Consider the following 20,560-nt stretch of genomic DNA (forward strand, 5'->3'; position numbering starts at 1 on the left):
GAATGAGAGGTGAATCACATGAGGATTCTGCATACAGCGGATTGGCATTTAGGGAAAACCCTTGAAGGTCGAAGCCGGCTTGATGAGCAAGCACAGTTTTTAGATGAACTGTATCAAATCGTGAAAGACGAACACATTGATGTCATTGTGATGGCCGGTGATGCCTTTGATACAGTGAATCCACCTGCTAGAGCAGAGCAGCTTTTTTATGAAAGTCTATCTGCTTTATCTGATAAAGGAAAACGCCAGGTAGTGGTCATTTCAGGCAACCACGATAATCCGGATCGCTTATCAGCCGCATCACCTTTAACAAATGATCAAGGGATTCATTTAATTGGATATCCGACAAATGACATCATCCGTGTCGATGTTCCTTCTGCGGATGAACGTTTATCCATTGCAGCACTCGCTTATCCGTCTGAGGCGAGACTAAATGAGGTGCTAGCTGAAACATTTGAAGAGAAATTGCTTCGTGATCATTACAATTTAAAGATTCAACAAGCGTTTCAACATTTAAGTAATCAATTTCAACCGGATACGGTCAATATGGCAACAAGCCACATTTATGTGGCAGGGGGAAGTCAAACAGATTCAGAAAGACCGATTGAAGTAGGCGGCGCATATACTGTTGCGGCTGAAAGTCTGCCAGAAGCCGCTTGCTATGTTGCACTTGGTCATTTGCACCGCCCGCAAACGATCAAACGTGCCAAAACGATTGCCCGGTATTCTGGATCACCTCTTGCTTATAGCTTTTCTGAATCAGGCTATGCCAAATCAGTCACAATTGTGGAGGCAAAACCGAATGAAAAAGCGAGCTGGAAAGAAGTGTTTTTATCAAGCGGAAAACCACTTATGAAATGGAAGGCGACTGAGGGACTGAGTCAAGTGTACGAGTGGCTGGATGAAAAACGGGATCTTCAGGCATGGATTGATCTAGAGATTCATTTAACAGATCAGCTCTCTATTGAAGAGATTCATCAGCTCCGAAAGCAGCATAGTGGATTTGTTCACATTCGTCCAAAATTCAAAGAACTACAGCAAATAGAAGAGCAAAAGCAAGTGGAAAAACTCTCGATCGAAGAGAGGTTCGTGAAGTTTTATGAGCGCCAGACAGGTGGCGGTCTGCCTGATGAAAAAACAGTCAAACTGTTTTTAGAGCTAGCCAATGATATGCAAGAGGAGGAAGCGACTTGAAGCCGATTACGCTGACCATTAAAGGACTTCATAGCTTCAGAGAAGAACAAATAATTGACTTTAGCTCATTATGTGATGCGGGTGTGTTTGGCATATTTGGACCGACAGGAAGTGGAAAGTCGTCCATATTAGACGCCATGACACTGGCACTCTATGGCAAAGTGGAGCGTGCGTTAAATAATACACATGGTATTTTGAACCAAGCGGAAGAAAAGCTGTCGGTTTCCTTTACATTTGCTTTGCAAAAGGAACACCACATTTCTTATAAAGTTGAACGTGCTTTCAAACGAGCGGATGAAATGAAAGTCAGAACGACATTATGCCGCCTAATTGAAATCGGTGATACGCAGACAGTTCTCGCAGATAAAGCGAGTGAGGTGAATCGTAAAGTAGAAGAACTACTCGGATTAACCATTGATGACTTTACCCGTGCGGTTGTCTTACCTCAAGGGAAGTTTGCAGAATTTCTTTCACTCAAAGGGACAGACAGACGTCAAATGCTTCAGCGGTTGTTTAACTTGGAGAAATATGGGGATCAACTCGTCAAGCGATTGCGTGCAAAGGCTCAAAAACATTATGGGCAAAAAAATGAACTGCTGGCTGAACTGAATGGTTTAGGAGAAGCTGGTCCAGAGGCGCTGGCAAAAGCAAAGGAAGCAGCTGAGCAGACAAAGGCTATTTTTCATGAGAAAAAACAAGCGCGGGACGAAGCGTTCACTGCTTTTACAAAGGCGCAAGCGATCTGGCAGTATCAAAAGGAACAAGAAGCTTACGAGACTGAACAAAACAAGCTGAATTTACTGGCACCATCAATAGAAGAGAAAAAGACGAAGCTCCATATCGCAGAGCAGGCAGAGACGCTAAAGCCTTATGCGGATGCATTGACAAAGGCTGAAAAACAGCTTTCTCAAGCATCGAAAGAGAAACAGGAAGCAGAAAAGCAGCTGCAGCATCAACGAACGATCTATGATCAAATGGCGCGGGAGTATGAGCAAGCCCGGCAAAAGAAAATAGAGACAGAGCCAGACCTTCTCCAAAAGAAAGAACAGCTGATTCAGCTAAAAGAAATTGAACGTAAAAAAGAGGCAGCTCTTCAGGAAAAGACGAGCATAGAGCGCCAAAAAAATGAAAAAGCGCAGCAACTCCTTCAAAAGAAGAAAGAAGCGGAGAATCTCCAATCTCTATTAGAGCGTGCACTAACGAAACAAACACAGCTGAAGAATGAGCTGGAGCAGTTACAAGTTTCAGTGAAAGAACGCAAAAGTGTACAGGATGCTTTACGTTTAAGTGAAAATGTTAAAAGAATAAACCTTAGTATTCAAAAGGAAAAGCAAAAGCTGGAGGAGCTCAACAAGCGAGCCTCACAGACTTCAGAAGCATATGAAAAGCTTCAAAAGCAGCAAAGCGACCATCATGAAAAAATAGACCAATCGTTTCAAGCAATTGAACACCTCTATTTTTATGTATGTGAACTCGAACGAGCTCTGACAGAATGGAGTCAAAAAGAACAACAACAGAAACTCGAAAAATTAAAGCAGCGAGATGCGGTAAGGGCTGCAGAATTAAGAAAAGAATTAGCGGCAGAGCTAGTAGATGGTGAGCCATGTCCGGTTTGTGGGTCGATTCATCATGATCCAAAGGCTTTGAAATCCAATGACCATGAAGAAACCGTGGCACAAGTTGATGAAGTCATTCAACGGATGGACAAAGAGCTCAAGCAGGCAGAGGATTATGGGAGAGACATGTATGCCGCAAAGCAGCTTCTCGAAACGCATGCCAATCAATTAGTGAAGCAATTCGCTTTCTTATCTCAGAAAGCCCCTGGGGCGGAAGTCGCTGCAGCAGTAGAAACAGTACAAAATTCGCAGTCTTTGCAGGATCTAATGCAAGAATGGAAAGGCATAAAGCAAGATATTCAAGAAGTTGAACATAAACGAGCTCGTTTAATGGATGAAACGCATGATCAAGCAGCAGAGATGAGCAAGATAAAAGAGCAATTGACTTTTGAACAGCAGCGCATCGAAGAATTAGAGGTGCTGATCAAAGAGTTTGATGCTGAGCTTTCAGAGCAAACGACTCAATTTGAACAGACCTTCCCGCATCTTATATTGAATCAAGTACAAGAAATGCAAAAGCAAATCGATGAAAAGGACCAACAAGCGGAAGGCTATAAAGAACGTATTGAGAAAAGCATTTCGTTTTTGGAAGAAAAACAGCTAGCAAAAGAGCAGCTGCAGACAGTGATATACAATGTCGAGAAAGAACTTGATAAACTAGCGCATCAGCTAGAAAGTCAGCATCAGCTTATCCAACAATATGAAATAGATTTAGGCCGATATCCATTAAAAGCTGCCTCTATTTCTGATGAACTTATAGAGGTTGAACACACCCTTTCTCTTCTTAATGAAAAAGAGCAGCAATCGTACAAGCAATTGCAGCACGCGCAGCAGTTGTTTAGTGAGGCGCAAAGTCATTTTTCAAGCAGTGAGCGTCAGCTTCAAGAGGCGAACAGGCGAAAACAAGAAGCAGAAGCAGCATGGGAAAAAGAAGCAGAATCTTCTCCTTTTCATATGCCGCAGGAAATTGAGTCTGTTTCAATGGAACAGCCAGTACGTCAATCGGTCAAACAGGAAATTGAGGAGTTTGAGGATAAAAGAAAGGAATGTGCCGCAAACTTAAAGCGAATTTCTGAATTACTGAAAGAAGAGTCACTGGATGAAAAGCAGTGGACGGACATTCAGCACAGAAAAGCTGCAGCTGAAAAAGCATTGGAAGAAGCGACAGCAATGAGTGGGTCCGCACATGAACACCTGCGTGTGATTGAAGAGAATCATAAGCGCTTTGCAAGTATTCACGAACGATTGGAAGCACTGCAGGAAGAAATTGATCGCCTTGATAAACTGCAAACTGTTTTTAAAGGGAATACGTTTGTTGAATTTTTAGCAGAAGAACAGCTGGAAAGTGTCAGTCGTGATGCATCCGCCCGCTTAGGTATGTTGACGAGACAAAGATATGCGATTGAGGTCGACTCAGAAGGCGGCTTTGTTATGCGTGATGATGCAAATGGCGGTGTTAGGCGTCCCGTGTCCAGCTTGTCCGGCGGGGAAACCTTCTTGACATCATTGGCGCTTGCGCTTGCTCTTTCTGCACAAATTCAGCTGAGAGGTGAATTCCCGCTGCAATTCTTTTTCCTTGATGAAGGATTCGGTACGCTCGATCAAGACTTGCTTGATACGGTCATTACCGCATTAGAAAAGCTTCAGTCTCACAATTTAGCAGTTGGTGTTATTAGCCACGTGGAAGAATTGAAAATGAGACTACCGAAGAAACTGATTGTCCATCCAGCAGATCCAAGCGGGAAAGGGACAACGGTCTCAATGGAATTAATGTAAATGTTGAGGTGATGACAGGGTGGCAAAGCAAACCATTGGATTATGTGAGCTGTGCGGAAGACAACATGTCCTGCTCACAGAACACCACTTAACACCAAGAGAAGAAGGTGGGGCTTTTTTACCGACTGCCTTCCTGTGTATCCCTTGCCATAAACAAGTGCATGCCCTCTTTACAAACCAGGAGCTTGCCGTGCGCTTAAACACACTTGATGCACTAAGGCAGGATGAAAAGCTTGCTTCGTACATCAAATGGATTCGAAAACAGCCCGCAAGCAAGCTGGTCAAAACAAAAAAATCGAGACAACACAGAAAAAAATAAGCATAAAAAGCGCTCCTCTCATGAAATGACTGTAGAGGAGCTGCTTTATGCATTGCCTACCATATTCTGATCATTTAAGTCAGGATCCACATAGTTGGTGGCGCTAATGCCATTATTTAATATCAAGAAATCTCCGGTATTTCCCGCTCCAGAGCCTAAAGCAGATTTCGACGAACTTTTAGGCGACAAGTAGAATGAGTCACCGACGTTTACGACGCCTCCAGAAATAGAGTTAATGTAAATGGGTCCGACAATTGCTGGCATAATCGACATCCTTTATTCGAAGTCATATCACCATCATATGCGCAGGTAGGTCCATTTGTGAGTTTGGCGGACTTTCGTCGTTGCTAAATAACTCTCGAATATGCTTCACTCGCGCAACGGCATTCATTCTACAAGTAGAGCCGATTTGATAGACAGAGGACGATGATACCCCTTCTACATGTATCGAAGAAACTTTAATCACAGGCTTTTCATGGTAAAATGCCGTTCTAACTGATCGTTCTGGCAGCATCAATGGAATCGGCTCAAAATATACTTCAAATTCTTTCGCATTTAAGTTTTCTGCTTCATAGCCATAAAACAAACTAAGCGTCCGTTGAACAGCTAACACCTTGACCTTCGGGCATAGCTCCTGCGTATCGCCGATTTGAACAACACTTGAGATCCCGACAGAATTCACCTTCGTGAACTTCACTTGAGATGTGCGCTTTATCATTATCGAGGAGCCAGAGGAACAAACGGGCCAATGATCAAAGATTCTGGCGGTGTATCAAAAATGGAGGATAATTGTACGTGATCTGTGTCCCCGATGATAAATAGGGAAGAGGACGAAACCCCAACTACTTTAATGCTTCCGGTCTCGATGTTGCGGTTGACGACTGTGAAATTCATCCGTTTTCCTCTCCTTTCGTTTCATTTGGAATATGGGCTAAGAAGTGTTCAATTGCCCGTTTGACATCATGCTTCACATATTCAGCAATTTGCTCTGAACGTTGCAGCGGGGTCATATCTTCCCGGTGCGGGAGCTGTCCTGCATAGTATTTGATTCTGCTGTCAATTTGCTTGCGAATGTCCTCAATGATATGGTGTTTATTGCTTTCATCAAGAGAGCCTTCATATCGCTGCTCTAGTTCTTCAAGAAGTTCTGGCGCTTCTTCGTTTAAGAATGCGTCGACAAGCTGGCGTGTTTGATTGAAAAATTGATCAGCCGTTTCTTGCTGCATCATACCAATGCCCGGGGTTGTTGTTTGGCCCACTTCAAAATTTTGAACACTGTTTGGATCAGATGGATTGAGGCCGATATTCAATGTACCTTCCAGCCGCTCGATTTTCAGTTGATCAAATTGATAATCAATCCGTTCAATATTCGTTGTCGGTTTATCTTTGATCATTTGCATTTCCTGCTGAAGCTCGTTAAGCCTTTTTTCAAGCATCATGATTTGTTGTGTTTGTTTTTGAATGATGCCATACACTTGTGAAGCGTTGCTTTGATAGTCATACATTTACATACACCTCCGGGGATTGCAGATGAACTTAAGTTGTTGGTGACTGAAGCGGTACAAAAGGTGCTGTGCTTGCGCCTTGGGATTCTTCAATTCCTTGTGAGCCTGCTGCGGCAGGTGCTGATTCTACGTAGCTGCCTGTGTTATACAGGTTGGAAAGCGCCTTGATTGATCCAGCACTCCCAATTTGCAGAACAGATGAGTTACTGACAGACTCCACGCGTAAATAATTAATTTGTATCGCTTGATTAATATAGAAGTTCAACGGATTCTCACTCCTTACAAGTTACCAACAAGCGGTTGATCAATGACATCACTGTCATACGTATTTGTCACACTTTTATAGTTGCTAATGCGCAATTGATCACCAGTGTTAAAACTGCCTGCGCCAGCAAACGTTTTAACCTGACTATTTGGAGAAATGGTGATGCAGTCTCCAACATGAACGACTCCGCTCGTTCCGACGGCATTTACTTTAAAGGCTCCAACAATAGCCGGCATAGCGGTGCACATCCTTTATAAAAATAAGGCACTTTGTTTTTGGGCGTTTCACCATAGCTTATGATGGGTCTTTTAATGTGTGATTGTCTTTTTGAAAGCTTTTGATGAGAGGGTTGAGGTGTATGGTTTACCCTTTTTTAGAGCATTCATTCGAGGTGTATTTGCTGCCTTTATTTAAGAGTGTGTCAAGCTCTTGACTGCACCTGATGGTTTCTTCGGCATTCATCCCGAATTTTTTTGCGGTCTCAATTAAATGTAATCTTTTTTGTTCAATTTCATAATTGATCATAACGGACGCCAACTCTCACATTTTTTATCGAATAGAAGGATATGGTTAGTATACCCTATTTTTCTATAAAAAAAGTTGTTTCGTCAATATGAGTAATAAAGTGACAAAATTCGAAAGCGTCCTTACGTGCGATCTCTCTCTTTTCTTATTTCAGCCTGTAAATAACGTCGTCTTTTGTTGATATACTGCCGGATGACCTCTCGTTCTGATTGTAGGATGTCTTTTCTATCTCTCGTATAAGGATCATCTCCAATTCGGTTCTCAATAGAAGCATGCCATTTCTCAATAATTGGACAAAGACGTTCTTCTAAAAATTGTGTATCGAGTACATGCTGGAAAAGCGTGTAATAGGCTCTCTTAAACGAAGGGATATCTAGTAATCTAGCAGTTAACGTATTAAAGCCGCTTACTGGAATATAATCAAACGCCATTTCTTCTCCATGAATGTCACGGCCCCATGTCGCATCATAATCCCAAGGAAGCACTTGGAATCTGCCTTGTTCATTCACATAAAGAGCGTAGTTATGGACAAAGCCGTCAAAGTTTTGAGTGCACACGACACCAATGAGCCAGCGGAAATACTGGGTCACATCTAGGTAATGCTCAATCTTTTCTGCAAATATGTCATCTTTCGCTGTGTTGAGAAAGTAAATAAATTCACTTAGCTGCTGATCATGTTGAGAAGTCCCTGTTTTTTTCTCGTACCCGAGGAGAAGGTGTTTTTTTGGCTTTTTATCAAACGAACTCAAAAGGGAAAAGTTGGCGTCGTCATCGACTGCATAATAAATGCCGCCTTCTGAAAGCAGTCTTTTCTGAAAAAAGTGCTCATCGACGGATTCTATTTTTAAATAAATGCCTTCTTTTCTTCCGTTTATAGTAAGAAACACATGAGACGCAGCAGGGCTCAGCACCCCTATCTGCTCAAAGAAATAAAAGGACAGTCTGTTTCGGATAAACGAAGGGTCATTGTATTCTGCATTTAAATGAAAGATAGATTCGCCTTGTCTTTGTTTTGGCTTTCGATATTCAATTTGATAGGACTTTTTTTTCAGCTTTCTGATGTGAGACCCCCGGTATGAAGCATAAATGTGTGATTTGATCTGACCAGTTTTCAATATGCCCTCAACAGGTTCGTCGTTCCATATGTCTTTTCGTAATTCAATCAGGTCCTTTGGGTGAATCCAAATATCCATTTGCTTTAAAGGTTCTGTGGTCATACGTTCATCCTCCTCCTATGCTCTTCTTTACGATATGAAAATGAAGGAATGTCCTGTACCCGTTTGTTAGGTATTCATGGAGTTTTAAAAGAAAGGGGCATCCGCCAAGAACACTTGTCTACCAAGTCTCGTAACATAAAGCAGAGAAGATAAACAGTTTGATCTGTTTGTTTTGTCAAAGTATAGACTGGGAGGGGAATCGTTCGTGAGCACATTTGATCATTCACATATTGAACATGCAGTGGATTCACTTCGAAGTGAAGGACGTGATCATCACTTAGATCGTGAACCAGAATCGAGACGATCGCACAAGTCAGCTCGTTCTCGTCATTCAAATCGCGGTAATTGGTTCTTTGGCGGTGGTGGACGCCGTAAATCATGCCGCAGTAAAAAAAGCTACAGAAGCTATCGTTCAAAGAAAAGTTATCGCTCGAAGAAAAGCATGAAGAGTAAAAAGTCATATAAAAGCAAGAAATCTTGCAGAAGCAAAAAGAGCGAACCGAAAAAGTCATGTCGCAGCAAACACAGATCCCATCATAAGAAAAGCTGCCGCAAGTCACACCGCAGCAAATGCAGATCGCATCATAAGAAGAGCTGCCGCAAGTCACATCGCAGCAAGCACAGATCGCATCATAAGAAGAGCCGCAAGTCGCGCCGCAGCCATCGATCTAAGCGATCTCATCACCATAGACGCAGCCGCTCTTGCAAAAGATGTGGGAAGAAAAAGCATCATTCCCGCAGCAGAGGAAATGTTGATCGCAAATGGGATCAAGGGAACATGTGGGAGTATCGCCGCTACCGCTAAACATCAGATCATCTTTTTTGAAACCCTTTTTAAAAGAGAGTATGATAAAAAAGGGTTTTTTTTATTTCATAGAGAAATAAAATGAGACATCATCACTTAGCGAAAAGAAGATTGTGAGGGGAAGACATGAAGTTTTTTACAGGTGAGATACATAGCAGGATGTTTATCGGGGTAGTCATTGATGATGAATGGGTCATGGACGTTAAAAAGGCAGAAGCCAAATTATTCGAGCTTGAGACACTGCCAAACTCTTTAGCTGAATGTATTCATATGGGGGACAAGTTTGTTGAGCATGTCAAACAGCTCCTTGACTGGGCTGAGAAAAAAGAAGAGGATCGGGGTTCTTATGTATATCCGCTGTCAGACGTGAAACTCCATGCGCCGATTCCAAAGCCAGTTAAAAACATTATGTGTGTTGGAAAGAATTATCAAGATCATGTCATGGAGATGGGAAGTGCAGCGGATATCCCTAAAGATGTGATGATCTTTACAAAGGCACCTACTTCAGTCGTTGGACATGAAGCGGATATCCTCCTTCATGAAGATGTGACGAGTGAACTGGATTATGAAGGAGAGCTTGCGATCGTGATGGGCAAATCAGGGAAGAATATTGCACCTGAAGAAGTCCATGATTATCTATTTGGTTACACTATTTTAAATGACGTAACGGCAAGAGATTTACAGAAAAAACACAAACAATTTTTTGTAGGTAAAAGCTTAGATACAACCTGCCCGATAGGACCTTATATTGTGCATAAGTCTGTGATCGAGGATCACGGCGCGCTCCATGTGGAAACAAAGGTTAACGGAGAGGTTCGCCAGTCTGCAAGTACAGAATTAATGATTTTCTCCATCGAGAACATTGTGTCTACTCTTTCAAAAGGGATGACACTAGAAGCTGGTGACATCATTGCAACGGGAACACCTTCTGGGGTTGGCAAAGGCTTTGAACCGCCTAAATTCTTAGCTTCAGGGGATCGAATCGACATCACGATTGAACCGATTGGGACGCTATCAAATCGCGTCAAATAAAGAGTGAGGTGACACAGGATTGTCGCTTTGTGTTCGACTTATTTCGTGGTACGATGAGAAGGTAATTGTTCTGATAAAGGGGGAAATAACAGATGGGAACGCATTTACATATTACAGCATGGGTGCTAGGAATTATTTTATTCTTCGTGGCCTTTGCTCTAGCAGGTAAAAACGACAAAGGTGCTAAAATTGTGCACATGATTGTCAGACTATTGTACTTGATCATTATTGCAACAGGCGTAGAGCTGTATGTTCGCACAGGAATGAAGATTCCAGGTTTCGGTGGCGAGTATATCGGTAAAATGATTTTCGGTATCCTTGTGATCGGCTTCATGGAAATGGTTCTTGTACGCAAGAAAAAAGGAAAATCGGTGACTGGTGTATTGATTGGTTTTATCGTACTCGCGATTGTGACCATTCTTCTCGGTTTACGTCTGCCGATCGGCTTCCATATCTTTTAACATAAAAAGGACATTGCTTATACGAAGCAGTGTCCTTTTTATATGCCTTCAAATTGCGAAACCGACCGGTGACCGTCAGAAGAGGTCCATTCAAAACGAATTTGACCTGCGGCAGAGTCGTGGTGACATTGAAGAGCAAGTGATTGTGTATCTGTCGAAAACTGAAAGAAAGAAACTCGTTGAAAAGAATAAAAGGAGGAGAAAACACAATCGTAGACGGAAAAACCAAGCTGCTCTACCTGTGCAATGATTTCATAAAAGACGTTTTCAGGTACCAACATCAGTAGGTCAAGCCATCCTTTGGCAAGTGATGCCGTATATTGAATCACTTCACCGCCTTGTACTTCTACAAGCTGTCCACTTTCATGAAGGATCATGGACCCGAGCAGTTCCCCTTTTGTCCACGTGTCATTTTCCTTCAAACAGATCATCGTGCTTTGAAGACTTTCTGGTAGCATGATTTCTCCTTCTTCATCTTCAATCAGACAATGCCCGTTTTCAATGAGTAAATACCCGCTGCGCCATCTTCGGCTGCAGCGTTCAAGCTGCTTCATTCGTTTTTCCATTTGCAGACACTCCTTTCCTCTTTCTTTTCTTACCAAATCATGCTTGTCCTATACGCCCGAGAAAAAAGGACAAATCAACTATCAAGGAGACGATGCATAAACTAAGAAAGGCTGAATGAGAACACTTGAGGAAAAACGGATGGGAGCTGATGATGATGTGTGGAATAACAGGCTGGGCAGACTTTAAAAAGCAGCTCATCCAACAGGACCATGTAATCAATCAAATGACAGATACATTATCTAAAAGAGGGCCAGACGATACAAATACGTGGAAAAGTGAGCACGTTCTATTTGGGCATAAAAGGTTAGCGGTTGTAGATGTAGAAGGCGGAAAACAGCCGATGACATATACACATCAAAACCATGCTTATACCGTTGTATACAATGGAGAGCTTTATAACACAGAGGATATAAGAAAAGAATTGTTAAAAAGAGGCCACCGTTTTCTAGGGCATTCTGATACAGAGGTACTTCTTCACGCCTACACAGAATGGAAGGAAGAGTGTGTGACCCATTTTAATGGTATTTTTGCATTTGTGATTTGGGATAGTGAGCGTGAATTATTATTTGCAGGGAGAGACCGGCTCGGCGTCAAGCCATTTTTCTATACAGAACGTCATCATTCCTTTTTATTTGGTTCAGAAATCAAGGCGCTTCTTGCTCACCCTGATATGAAAGCAAAAGTCGATCATGAGGGATTATCGGAGATTTTTGGTTTAGGACCGTCTAGAACACCAGGGCAAGGAGTGTTTAAAGGGGTAAAAGAGCTGAGACCTGCTCATGCCTTGACCTTTTCAAAAGACGGATTGCGTGTGTGGAGATACTGGAATGTCAAAAGCAAGGTGCATACGGACTCACTTGATGACACCGCACAGCACGTCAAGGATCTCTTTACAGATGCCGTCACAAGGCAGCTCGTCTCTGATGTGCCTGTTTGTACATTTTTATCGGGTGGCGTCGATTCGAGTGCCATTACCGCCATTGCCGCTAAGCACTTTGAGAAAATAGGGAAAGCACCGCTTCATACGTATTCCGTTGACTACGAAGGGAATGATCAATTCTTTGAAGCAAGTCAATTCCAGCCAAATGCGGACGGTCCATGGATTGACCACATGACCAAGGCGTTTCAAACGAATCATCACAGCTGCATCATTGGACAAAAGGAGCTGGCTGCTTATTTAAAGGAAGCGGTTGAGGTCCGAGACTTACCGGGTATGGCAGATATTGATTCTTCTTTGCTTTGGTTCTGTCGAGAAATTAAAAAGGACTTTGTTGTCGGTTTGTCAGGTGAATGTGCGGATGAAATTTTTGGAGGTTATCCTTGGTTCCATTCGGCAAATGAAACGAATGGTTTTCCTTGGATGAGATCGACGGAAGCTAGAACGCAGCTCTTACAAGACTCGTGGCAAAAGAAGCTGTCACTAAAAGAATATGCACAAAGCAAATATGAAGAAACCGTGGCTGAAACGCCTCTTTTAGATGGAGAAACTGGAGTAGATAAAGCCCGGAGAGAACTTTTTTACTTAAATATGGTCTGGTTTATGACAACGCTGCTAGATCGAAAAGACCGAATGAGTATGGGGGCGAGTCTTGAGGTACGTGTACCATTTGCGGACCATCGTCTTGTCGAATATGTATGGAATATTCCTTGGGAAATGAAAATGCATGGAAATCGTGAAAAAGGGGTTTTACGGAAAGCATTAGAGGGAATTTTACCGAATGAAGTGCTTTATCGCAAGAAGAGTCCTTACCCGAAAACACATCATCCAGCCTATACCCAGGCTGTGAAAGAGATGTTAACAGACTGCCTTGCGCAAAAAGATTCTGTCCTTCACGAATTTCTAGATCCACATCAATTAAAGCAGCTGATTGAAACGGAAGGAGCTTCCTTTCAAGTGCCTTGGTATGGCCAGCTCATGAAGGGCCCGCAATTAATCGCTCATCTGGCGCAAATTCATCATTGGTTTGAAACGTATCGAATTGATATAGAAGCGTAATAAAGGGTCGGCTTTCTTACATTTGTTGAAGGGAAGCCGGCTTTTTTTGATACATAACATGAGACGAATAGAGCACATCGAAAGTTGATCTAATCTTTCTAATTTATATAATTAACTTAAAGTGAATTAATTTGGAGGAAAAAGGATAATGAAAATCATTGTGATCGGAGCAGGACCAGGGGGACTTGCGGCAGCTATGATGCTTCAAAGCAAAGGACATGATGTTCATGTTTACGAAAAACAGCCCTTTGTTGGCGGACGTAACTCTAAGTTTCAACTTGGTGATTTCACGTTTGATACGGGTCCTACCTTTCTCAGCATGATTCATATTGCAGAGGAGCTGTTCACCTTTGCTGGTAAAAATCTTTATGACTATATTGATGTGATTGAATTAAAAGAAATGTATAGATTGATTTTCCAAGACGATCAGCTAGATATGATACGAGATCGTGATGAAATGTATAGACGGTTAGAAGCCTTTGCACCTGGAGAGGGCGAAGGGTATATACGATTTATGAACGATACGAAGCGCAAAATGGATCGGCTGACACCTATTTTACAAAGTAAAATGGATCGTTTTCATCATTATCTGCGTCCAAAGGTGCTCAAAGCACTTCCGCAGCTTTCATTGAATAAGAGTTTATATGATGTGCTGTCAGATTATTTCTCAAATGAATCAGTGAAATATGCGTTTACATTTCAATCAAAGTATTTAGGCATGTCACCGTGGGAGTGCCCTGGTGCTTTCTCCATTCTATCATTTATGGAGCATGACACAGGTGTGTTCCATCCGAAGGGCGGGGTCAATCAGCTGTCAGAAGCGATGGCAAAAGTGGCAATTGAAGCTGGAGCAACGATTCATTTGTCAGCCGGCGTCGAAAAACTGCTGACAGAAGGCAGGAAAGTAAAGGGCATTCGCTTAGAATCTGGGGAAGAAATACAGGCAGATGAGGTTGTCGTAAATGGAGATTTTGCACATGTGATGACAAAGCTTGTAGAGCCAGGACTTTTAAAGAAATATAGCGAGAAAAAATTAAAAAAGAAAAAATTCTCATGCTCCACCTTTATGCTTTATTTAGGATTAGATACCATATATAAGGAGCCGCATCATACCATCGTTTTTTCTGATGATTATGCGCAATTTGTCAAAGGCATTACGAAAACATATGAGCTGCCAGATGATCCATCTATTTATATTCAAAATGCTAGTGTCACAGATGACTCACTTGCGCCAAAAGGAAAGTCAGCTCTTTATGTATTGACACCCGTTGCTAACAATCAAAGCGGCATTGACTGGGAAGCGCATCAAGATGAATTCAGAGAACTTGTACTGAATACACTGGAGCGAAAAACCGGTTTTAAGAATGTAAGGCAGCATATAGAAGTCGAGCGGATGATCACACCGAAGCAATGGGAGGAAGACCTTTACGTATACGAAGGAGCCACATTTAACCTTGGTCACCAGCTGACGCAGATGATGGTTCTAAGGCCGCACAATGAATTTGATGAATTGGATCATTGCTGGCTCGTAGGAGGTGGAACGCATCCAGGAAGCGGACTGCCGACCATTTTAGAATCAGCACGTATCACGACAAATGCGATTCTTTCAAAAGAGAAACATACGCACAAAACATTGCCGCAACAAGAAAAGGGGAGCGCCTCATGAAAAAACATATATTGATTGCAGGTGGCGGTATTGGCGGGATGATCTCAGCACTTTATTTAAAAAAAGCGGGACATGATGTCACGCTTGTCGAAAAAAATGAGCGACTTGGCGGAAGACTTGCTTTTGTACGTGAGAAAGGATATAAAGTAGATGAAGGTCCGACCATTGTCCTACTTCCAGATATGTTAAAAGGTATTTTACATGAGGTTGGAATTGACGAAGCATCTCTTGATCTTTTGCAGCTTGATCCGCTGTATACGATTCAATTTCAAGATGGTACCTCCTACACGAAGTACTCCGATGCACTTCGTCAGCTAGAGGAAATCAGACGTGTATTTCCAAAGGAAGATCAAGGATTCCTAAGGTTTATGGAAGAAATGACAGACCGGTTTCAAGAAGGACAACAAGCCTTTCTAGAGAAATCATTTCATGAAAAACGTACATTTTTTACAAAAGCAAACATGAAAATTTTAATGAAATTAAAGGCGTATCGCACGGTTCAAAGTGCCCTGAAAAAGTATTTCTCAGACGAACGCCTGCGAGATGCATATGCACTTCAAACCCTCTATGTCGGAGGAAATCCATATGAATCATCTGCTATATATTCGCTTGTTTCATATAGTGAGCACGCACATGGAATCTACTATTTAAAAGGCGGCTATGCGAGTTTAGTAGATATATTGGAGAGGGAGCTCATGAAAAAGGGTGTGCATGTGAGAAAAAATGCAGAAGTCACGGAGCTAGAGTTTGATGGGAAGCGCGTGGTTAAAGCAAAAGTCAGTGAAGCCCATATAGCAGCTGATGCTTTTGTCATCAACGGAGATTATCCAGCTGCGTTAAAACAGCTTGGTTTAGACGAACAAGATCGGCGTAAATACGTGCCGTCTTCTGGCTGTGTAATGGTGTATCTCGGGTTAAACAAAATGTACCATGATGCGCCTGTGCACCAATTCTTTATGGGCGAACACTTTGATCAGCATATGAAAGAGGTTTTTCAAACGAAGACGATCCCTCAAGACCCGTCGTTTTATACATTTAATCCATCGATTATTGATCCATCTCTTGCCCCGGAAGGCTGTAGTGTTTTATATATGCTGATTCCCGTTCCCTCAGGAGATCATATCAACTGGGAAGAGGAGACAGATTTTGTAGAGAAAATGGTCGATCGTCTTGAGAAAAGAGGCTTTCCAAGCTTGCGAGAGTCGATTGTCTGGAAAAAAATCAGAACACCAAATGATTCCTTGCGAGAAGGATTGTTTGAAGGTGGCAGCTTTGGACTTGCGCCTAACTTATTTCAATCAGGTGTGTTCCGCCCGCAAGTGAAGGCAGCTGAGACTGATAATCTTTATGCAGTAGGTGCTTCCATCCATCCTGGTGGCGGAGTGCCGATCGTGATGCAAAGTGCGAAGCTGATGGCCTCTGTGCTGTTAAAAGATTTGAATGACAGAAAGGAAGTGAAGCTAAGTGGTTGATGTACAAACAGCATTGAAATTATGTGAGGAGACGATTCAAACCCATTCTAAAACGTTTTACCGTGCCTTTTCCATGCTGCCTAAAAAGAAACGACAGGCCGTCTGGGCTGTGTATTCCTTTTGCCGGAAAGCAGATGATATTGTAGATGAGTCCCCCTCGCCAAAAGAGGAGCTTGCCTCCTTTCGAGAGACGTTTGATCGATTTTTACAAGGTGAGGTAGATCGGAATGATCCGATGTGGGTGGCGCTAGAACATACATTTCAAGAGTTCCGTATGGATGAAGCTCCGTTCCGTGACTTGCTCCAAGGTCAGGAGATGGATTTAGAGCAGCACCGATATGAAACGTTAGATGAACTGCTCATTTATTCCTACCATGTTGCTAGTACCGTTGGACTTATGCTGCTTCCTATTATTGCACCACGTAAAAAAGAACAGCTGAAAGAAGCAGCGATTTCATTAGGGATTGCCATGCAGCTGACCAATATTCTTCGTGACATTGGCGAGGATAAGGCCGAAAGAGACCGCATTTATTTGCCAAAGCAAGTCATGGATCAATTCGGATATACAGAGCAAGAATTGCAAGAAGGCATTGTCAATCAAGCATTTCAGCACGTATGGGAGTACATTGCCTTTGAGGCAGAGGCATACTATGAGGAGTTTTTTGACCATCTTCATGAATTCCCGCTTTATTCACGTATACCAGTGAAAGCAGCTGCTCACTTTTATAAAGCCATTTTAGATAAGACAAGAGAAAATGAATACCGCGTATTTACACAGCGATCATTTATTTCAAACCAAGAAAAAGCACTTATTTTAGAAAATATTACGTAAAAAAGGACTGCACCCGCAGTCCTTTTTATGTGGAAGAAAAGCGATATTCCGTCCAAACCCTTGAACGCCACCGCCTATACATAAAGATGCCTCTTACCCATTCATCCACGATAAAAGAAATCCAAATCCCAATGAGGCCCATCTCAAGCTGGATGCCTAACAAGTAAGCGATTGGAAGCCCAATACCCCACATTGAAATCATCGCCATATACACTGGAAACTTCGCGTCGCCAGCAGCCCGCAAGGAATTAATAATGACCATATTAAAAGAACGGCCCGGTTCCAAAATAATGGTCAAAAGGAGGAGGGTGGCGGCGGTTTGAATGATCTCGCTGTTGCTAGTAAAGAAAGCAAGCAAATGCGTCGATGATAAAGATAAAGCAATAGAAGAAAGAAGGGAGATGCCAATGGCCCAGTATAAGCTTTTCATGCATCTGTGATAGGCAGCATCGAATTCCTTCGCCCCAATATGGCGCCCGATTAAAATTTGTGTCCCTTGGCTAATGGCTGCACCAAATAGCATAATGAACATCATGACATTTTGAGTATAAACCTTTGCAGCTAATGCCTGCGTCCCCATAAATGTAATAAACAGTGTAATGATCATTTGAGAGCCGTTATAAGAAAGCTGCTCTCCAGCAGAAGGAATGCCGATTTTCAGCAACTTTTTTAAATATGTCCGCTGGATGTGAAACATCTTCTTTAGTGAAAAGCGTAATCCAATTCGGCGGCGTACAATGAGGATCATGGCCATTAAACCGATCAATCGAGCGAGTGAGGTTGAAAAAGCGACCCCCATGACACCTAATACAGGGAAGCCAAACGGACCAAAAATCACCAAATAGTTACCGGCAACGTTTAACAAGTTCATTCCGATGGTGACATACATCGTATCTCTTGTATATCCGTAGCTTTTTAAAATAGCACTATACGTCATAATGAGCGCTTGAATAAAAGACAGCAGCCCGACAATTTGTAAAAATACAGTCGCATCCGGCATGAGCTCACTTGATAGGCCCATCAGGTGTAAAATGGGAACAGCTAATACAAACATGAGAAGACTAATGACAAAGCTAATCAAAAAATTGGTTCCTAGTGAGACATAGGCGACTTGAGTCGCTTCCTGCCTGCGGCTCGCTCCTAAAAGCTGTGCAATCACAATCGTCGTTCCAGTTGTAATGAAGCTGAACATGACAATCAATAAATTCAGGAGCTGATTGCTTACACCAACTGCGGCAACACTATTATCGGAATATTGGCTGAGCATGAGGGTATCCGCGCTTCCCATCAGCATATATAAAGAGATTTCAATAAAAATAGGCCAAGTTAATGCAAATAATGAAGGATGGGTTTTCTTATCCTTGGCTTGAATCTTTTGAATTGGCAGTGCTTGAGGTTTCATCATAAGCCTCCTTTCGTATAAATCCGATTTATAGTGTACCTTGCATCGACTATAATAAGAAGAGATGAAACCGAAACTTATTGGAGAAATCCGACTTCATAAGGGGATGAATATGAATCGATTTATTACATTTACTGTACCGCCGTTCCCGGTTTATATCGTTTCAGGCAAAGGCGTATTTTATCAAGGAGAAAGACATATCTCTAGAACCTTCACCGTGTTTGATCTTCTTTATGTCACAAGAGGGCAGCTATGGATCATAGAAGACAGAGAGGCTCATCACGTAAAAGAAGGAGAATATATCATTCTCTCACCTGGCTTGTCGCATGGCGGACACCTGCCATGCGAAGAAGAAACGCACTATGAGTGGCTGCATTTCTCAATTGACCCATATGAGCTCACGAATCGGCCGAGAGAACATTGGTTTGATATGAAACAAAATCAAGCCACCTTTGAAAAACCGGCAACATATGAATTTAGCCTGCCCCGTAAAGGAAAAGTGAAAGGAAGAAATGTATTAGAAAAGCACCTTGCACAGATGCGGGCACTAAATGATGATGCATCTGAACTGCCACTGAAAAAACAGCTTCAGTTTGAAGAACTGCTCATTCATTTACAAAAAGAAGCATTTCACATTCCAAGTGCAAAGGAGAATGTCGCCTCAGAAGTGGTTCATTTTCTTGAGCGTCACTTTATGAAGAAACTGCAAATGGAGGAGCTTGCAGAGAAGCTGCACTATCACCCTGATTACATGACAAGGTGTATGCAGACTGTCTATGGACTGACGCCAAACCAATATATCAATCGTCTCAAGGTCGAAAAAGCCAAAAGCATGCTTGCCTCAACGAATGATAAAATCGCAGCGATTGCTGAACAGATAGGCATTGACGACCCTACTTATTTTTCTAAGCTGTTTCGGCAAAACGAAGGCATGACGCCTATCGAGTACCGTCATCTCGCAAAAAGAACGACAAAGTAAAGGAACGTGAAATGATGAAAGGGAAAAAAGAGCATGTGAGCATACGTCCATTAGACGAAACTGATCTAGAGGTCGTGTGGCATTTAAAGTTTAAAGCATCAGACCAGTCCTATCGAAAGTGGAATGCACCTTATTTTCATGAACACGAGATCCCGCTTGCTGCATTTAAGAAACGATATGTACAGGATGACGCCATTCCGCCAAAGCTATATGGCATTGTCATAGGTGGCGAATTGAAAGGCACCGTTTCTTATTATTGGGAGAATGAACGAACGCGCTGGCTTGAATGCGGGATTCTTATTTATGACTCACGTTTTTGGAATGGAGGAGTTGGAACAAAGGCCTTAAATCTATGGATAAATGAGTTATTTTCACACATTGATATCCCGCGAATCGGTCTCACCACCTGGTCTGGGAATGAACGAATGATGCGGTGCGCAGAGAAATGCGGGTTTACCCTTGAGGGAAGACTGAGAAAGGTCCGTTACTACCAAGGAGAGTATTATGATTCTATGCGTTACGGGATGCTGAGAGAGGAATGGCAAAGCCTTCTGCAACATTCAACTGAATAATTCCTTTTCTTTTTAGTAAAAAAGTAGCGGGATTGAATAAACTAAAAAAGAAGGGGGGCGAATGAGTTGCGCTGGATTACCGGATGGTTTGTGTCGATTATAGTGGCCGTTTACCTATTTGTAGATGCGCCTAAACATGGGAAAAATAAATGGCTGTGGGCGATTTTAGGCCTTTTATTCGGGCTCTTTACATTTGGAATATACCTGATCAAAACAGGAAGAAAAGGATTGGGCTGGACGGTTCTGATCGTGTCCATTATCATCTATTCTATTTTCATTCTAGTCTATGTCTTTTACTTCTTATTGCTGATGATCGGATACTCAAACGCATAATAGAAAGCACGTGTGTACATAAGGGG

The 20,560-nt window shown here is 42.4% G+C and carries 22 protein-coding genes; 12 read left to right on the forward strand and 10 right to left on the reverse strand.

Translation table 11 applies throughout. The annotated features are described in order from the left end of the window. Positions 1–18: 18 nt before the first annotated feature. The 3 genes from sbcD to MKY83_RS05260 are packed head-to-tail and all read left to right on the forward strand — an operon-like array spanning position 19 to position 4,905. Complete coding sequence (gene sbcD, locus MKY83_RS05250) at positions 19–1,194, forward strand: exonuclease subunit SbcD (RefSeq protein ID WP_106064954.1); 1,176 nt, start codon at positions 19–21, stop codon at positions 1,192–1,194. Then, complete coding sequence (locus MKY83_RS05255) at positions 1,191–4,586, forward strand: SMC family ATPase (protein WP_106067180.1); 3,396 nt, start codon at positions 1,191–1,193, stop codon at positions 4,584–4,586. The genes sbcD and MKY83_RS05255 overlap by 4 nt, the downstream gene beginning before the upstream one ends. A gap of 19 nt (positions 4,587–4,605) precedes the next feature. Continuing rightward, positions 4,606–4,905 (forward strand): hypothetical protein, encoded by a 300-nt coding sequence (locus MKY83_RS05260; protein WP_044139870.1) that lies wholly within the window; start codon positions 4,606–4,608, stop codon positions 4,903–4,905. A 45-nt stretch (positions 4,906–4,950) separates the two neighbouring features. On the opposite strand, the gene MKY83_RS05265 is transcribed toward MKY83_RS05260, so the two are convergent. From MKY83_RS05265 to MKY83_RS05300, 8 genes are all read right to left on the reverse strand, one after another. Continuing rightward, complete coding sequence (locus MKY83_RS05265) at positions 4,951–5,169, reverse strand: spore germination protein (RefSeq protein WP_003211468.1); 219 nt, start codon at positions 5,167–5,169, stop codon at positions 4,951–4,953. Positions 5,170–5,191: 22 nt separating this feature from the next. Then, entirely contained in the window at positions 5,192–5,623 is a 432-nt protein-coding gene (locus MKY83_RS05270; RefSeq protein WP_065098896.1) for a spore germination protein GerPE, read from the reverse strand. Next, a complete protein-coding gene (locus MKY83_RS05275) occupies positions 5,623–5,799 on the reverse strand; it encodes a germination protein GerPD (RefSeq protein ID WP_003210893.1) in 177 nt (58 codons plus the stop codon). The genes MKY83_RS05270 and MKY83_RS05275 overlap by 1 nt, the downstream gene beginning before the upstream one ends. Continuing rightward, positions 5,796–6,410, reverse strand: coding sequence for a spore germination protein GerPC (locus tag MKY83_RS05280; RefSeq protein WP_065098895.1), 615 nt, complete (start codon positions 6,408–6,410; stop codon positions 5,796–5,798). Before MKY83_RS05280 ends, MKY83_RS05275 begins: the two co-directional genes overlap by 4 nt. A gap of 31 nt (positions 6,411–6,441) precedes the next feature. After that, positions 6,442–6,675 (reverse strand): spore germination protein GerPB, encoded by a 234-nt coding sequence (locus tag MKY83_RS05285; RefSeq protein ID WP_034323585.1) that lies wholly within the window; start codon positions 6,673–6,675, stop codon positions 6,442–6,444. 14 nt (positions 6,676–6,689) lie between these two features. Further along, positions 6,690–6,911 carry a spore germination protein gene (locus MKY83_RS05290; RefSeq protein ID WP_003211745.1) on the reverse strand — a complete coding sequence of 74 codons (222 nt, stop codon included), beginning with the start codon at positions 6,909–6,911 and terminating at the stop codon, positions 6,690–6,692. A gap of 127 nt (positions 6,912–7,038) precedes the next feature. Then, positions 7,039–7,200 (reverse strand): aspartyl-phosphate phosphatase Spo0E family protein, encoded by a 162-nt coding sequence (locus MKY83_RS05295; protein ID WP_065098894.1) that lies wholly within the window; start codon positions 7,198–7,200, stop codon positions 7,039–7,041. Positions 7,201–7,322: 122 nt separating this feature from the next. Then, positions 7,323–8,417 (reverse strand): CotH kinase family protein, encoded by a 1,095-nt coding sequence (locus MKY83_RS05300; RefSeq protein ID WP_065098893.1) that lies wholly within the window; start codon positions 8,415–8,417, stop codon positions 7,323–7,325. Positions 8,418–9,348: 931 nt separating this feature from the next. Here MKY83_RS05300 and MKY83_RS05305 point away from each other — a divergent pair. Then, positions 9,349–10,254, forward strand: coding sequence for a fumarylacetoacetate hydrolase family protein (locus MKY83_RS05305; protein WP_065098892.1), 906 nt, complete (start codon positions 9,349–9,351; stop codon positions 10,252–10,254). 92 nt (positions 10,255–10,346) lie between these two features. Next, complete coding sequence (locus tag MKY83_RS05310; RefSeq protein WP_003212021.1) at positions 10,347–10,715, forward strand: YisL family protein; 369 nt, start codon at positions 10,347–10,349, stop codon at positions 10,713–10,715. Positions 10,716–10,753: 38 nt separating this feature from the next. Here the strand turns inward: MKY83_RS05310 and MKY83_RS05315 are convergent, their stop codons facing one another. Next, the gene (locus MKY83_RS05315) at positions 10,754–11,281 is read right to left on the reverse strand and encodes a DUF2777 family protein (protein ID WP_342488274.1); all 528 of its coding nucleotides are present in this window, start codon (positions 11,279–11,281) and stop codon (positions 10,754–10,756) included. A 155-nt stretch (positions 11,282–11,436) separates the two neighbouring features. On the opposite strand from MKY83_RS05315, the gene asnB reads away from it, so the two are divergent. From asnB to MKY83_RS05335, 4 genes are all read left to right on the forward strand, one after another. Then, entirely contained in the window at positions 11,437–13,278 is a 1,842-nt protein-coding gene (gene asnB / locus MKY83_RS05320; RefSeq protein WP_106067184.1) for an asparagine synthase (glutamine-hydrolyzing), read from the forward strand. 148 nt (positions 13,279–13,426) lie between these two features. Beyond that, a complete protein-coding gene (crtI, locus tag MKY83_RS05325; protein ID WP_342488275.1) occupies positions 13,427–14,944 on the forward strand; it encodes a phytoene desaturase family protein in 1,518 nt (505 codons plus the stop codon). After that, positions 14,941–16,416 carry a phytoene desaturase family protein gene (crtI, locus tag MKY83_RS05330; RefSeq protein WP_065098888.1) on the forward strand — a complete coding sequence of 492 codons (1,476 nt, stop codon included), beginning with the start codon at positions 14,941–14,943 and terminating at the stop codon, positions 16,414–16,416. Before crtI (MKY83_RS05325) ends, crtI (MKY83_RS05330) begins: the two co-directional genes overlap by 4 nt. After that, positions 16,409–17,248, forward strand: coding sequence for a phytoene/squalene synthase family protein (locus tag MKY83_RS05335; RefSeq protein ID WP_065098887.1), 840 nt, complete (start codon positions 16,409–16,411; stop codon positions 17,246–17,248). The genes crtI (MKY83_RS05330) and MKY83_RS05335 overlap by 8 nt, the downstream gene beginning before the upstream one ends. A 25-nt stretch (positions 17,249–17,273) precedes the next feature. On the opposite strand, the gene MKY83_RS05340 is transcribed toward MKY83_RS05335, so the two are convergent. Then, positions 17,274–18,650, reverse strand: coding sequence for an MATE family efflux transporter (locus MKY83_RS05340; RefSeq protein WP_044139882.1), 1,377 nt, complete (start codon positions 18,648–18,650; stop codon positions 17,274–17,276). 112 nt (positions 18,651–18,762) lie between these two features. On the opposite strand from MKY83_RS05340, the gene MKY83_RS05345 reads away from it, so the two are divergent. The 3 genes from MKY83_RS05345 (at position 18,763) to MKY83_RS05355 (ending at position 20,534) form a co-directional block, all read left to right on the forward strand. Next, positions 18,763–19,629, forward strand: a complete 867-nt coding sequence (locus MKY83_RS05345) for an AraC family transcriptional regulator (RefSeq protein WP_065098886.1) — start codon at positions 18,763–18,765, stop codon at positions 19,627–19,629. Positions 19,630–19,643: 14 nt separating this feature from the next. Next, positions 19,644–20,201: a GNAT family protein gene (locus MKY83_RS05350; protein WP_106067187.1), complete on the forward strand. Its 558-nt coding sequence runs from the start codon at positions 19,644–19,646 to the stop codon at positions 20,199–20,201. 66 nt (positions 20,202–20,267) lie between these two features. Next, entirely contained in the window at positions 20,268–20,534 is a 267-nt protein-coding gene (locus tag MKY83_RS05355; protein WP_003212235.1) for a hypothetical protein, read from the forward strand. Positions 20,535–20,560 lie beyond the last annotated feature (26 nt).

It is taken from the genome of Bacillus sp. FSL M8-0266, assembly GCF_038613425.1.
In the GTDB taxonomy this organism is placed as follows: Bacteria; Bacillota; Bacilli; order Bacillales; family Bacillaceae; genus Bacillus; species Bacillus pumilus.

Coding starts and splice junctions, on each gene's coding strand:
- sbcD (WP_106064954.1), top strand. CDS start 19: ATGAGGATTCTGCATACAGCGGATTGGCATTTAGGGAAAACCCTTGAA.
- MKY83_RS05265 (WP_003211468.1), bottom strand. CDS start 5,169: ATGCCAGCAATTGTCGGACCCATTTACATTAACTCTATTTCTGGAGGC.
- MKY83_RS05270 (WP_065098896.1), bottom strand. CDS start 5,623: ATGATAAAGCGCACATCTCAAGTGAAGTTCACGAAGGTGAATTCTGTC.
- MKY83_RS05275 (WP_003210893.1), bottom strand. CDS start 5,799: ATGAATTTCACAGTCGTCAACCGCAACATCGAGACCGGAAGCATTAAA.
- MKY83_RS05280 (WP_065098895.1), bottom strand. CDS start 6,410: ATGTATGACTATCAAAGCAACGCTTCACAAGTGTATGGCATCATTCAA.
- MKY83_RS05290 (WP_003211745.1), bottom strand. CDS start 6,911: ATGCCGGCTATTGTTGGAGCCTTTAAAGTAAATGCCGTCGGAACGAGC.
- MKY83_RS05295 (WP_065098894.1), bottom strand. CDS start 7,200: ATGATCAATTATGAAATTGAACAAAAAAGATTACATTTAATTGAGACC.
- MKY83_RS05300 (WP_065098893.1), bottom strand. CDS start 8,417: ATGACCACAGAACCTTTAAAGCAAATGGATATTTGGATTCACCCAAAG.
- MKY83_RS05305 (WP_065098892.1), top strand. CDS start 9,349: ATGAAGTTTTTTACAGGTGAGATACATAGCAGGATGTTTATCGGGGTA.
- MKY83_RS05310 (WP_003212021.1), top strand. CDS start 10,347: ATGGGAACGCATTTACATATTACAGCATGGGTGCTAGGAATTATTTTA.
- MKY83_RS05315 (WP_342488274.1), bottom strand. CDS start 11,281: ATGGAAAAACGAATGAAGCAGCTTGAACGCTGCAGCCGAAGATGGCGC.
- asnB (WP_106067184.1), top strand. CDS start 11,437: ATGTGTGGAATAACAGGCTGGGCAGACTTTAAAAAGCAGCTCATCCAA.
- crtI (WP_342488275.1), top strand. CDS start 13,427: ATGAAAATCATTGTGATCGGAGCAGGACCAGGGGGACTTGCGGCAGCT.
- crtI (WP_065098888.1), top strand. CDS start 14,941: ATGAAAAAACATATATTGATTGCAGGTGGCGGTATTGGCGGGATGATC.
- MKY83_RS05340 (WP_044139882.1), bottom strand. CDS start 18,650: ATGAAACCTCAAGCACTGCCAATTCAAAAGATTCAAGCCAAGGATAAG.
- MKY83_RS05345 (WP_065098886.1), top strand. CDS start 18,763: ATGAATCGATTTATTACATTTACTGTACCGCCGTTCCCGGTTTATATC.
- MKY83_RS05350 (WP_106067187.1), top strand. CDS start 19,644: ATGAAAGGGAAAAAAGAGCATGTGAGCATACGTCCATTAGACGAAACT.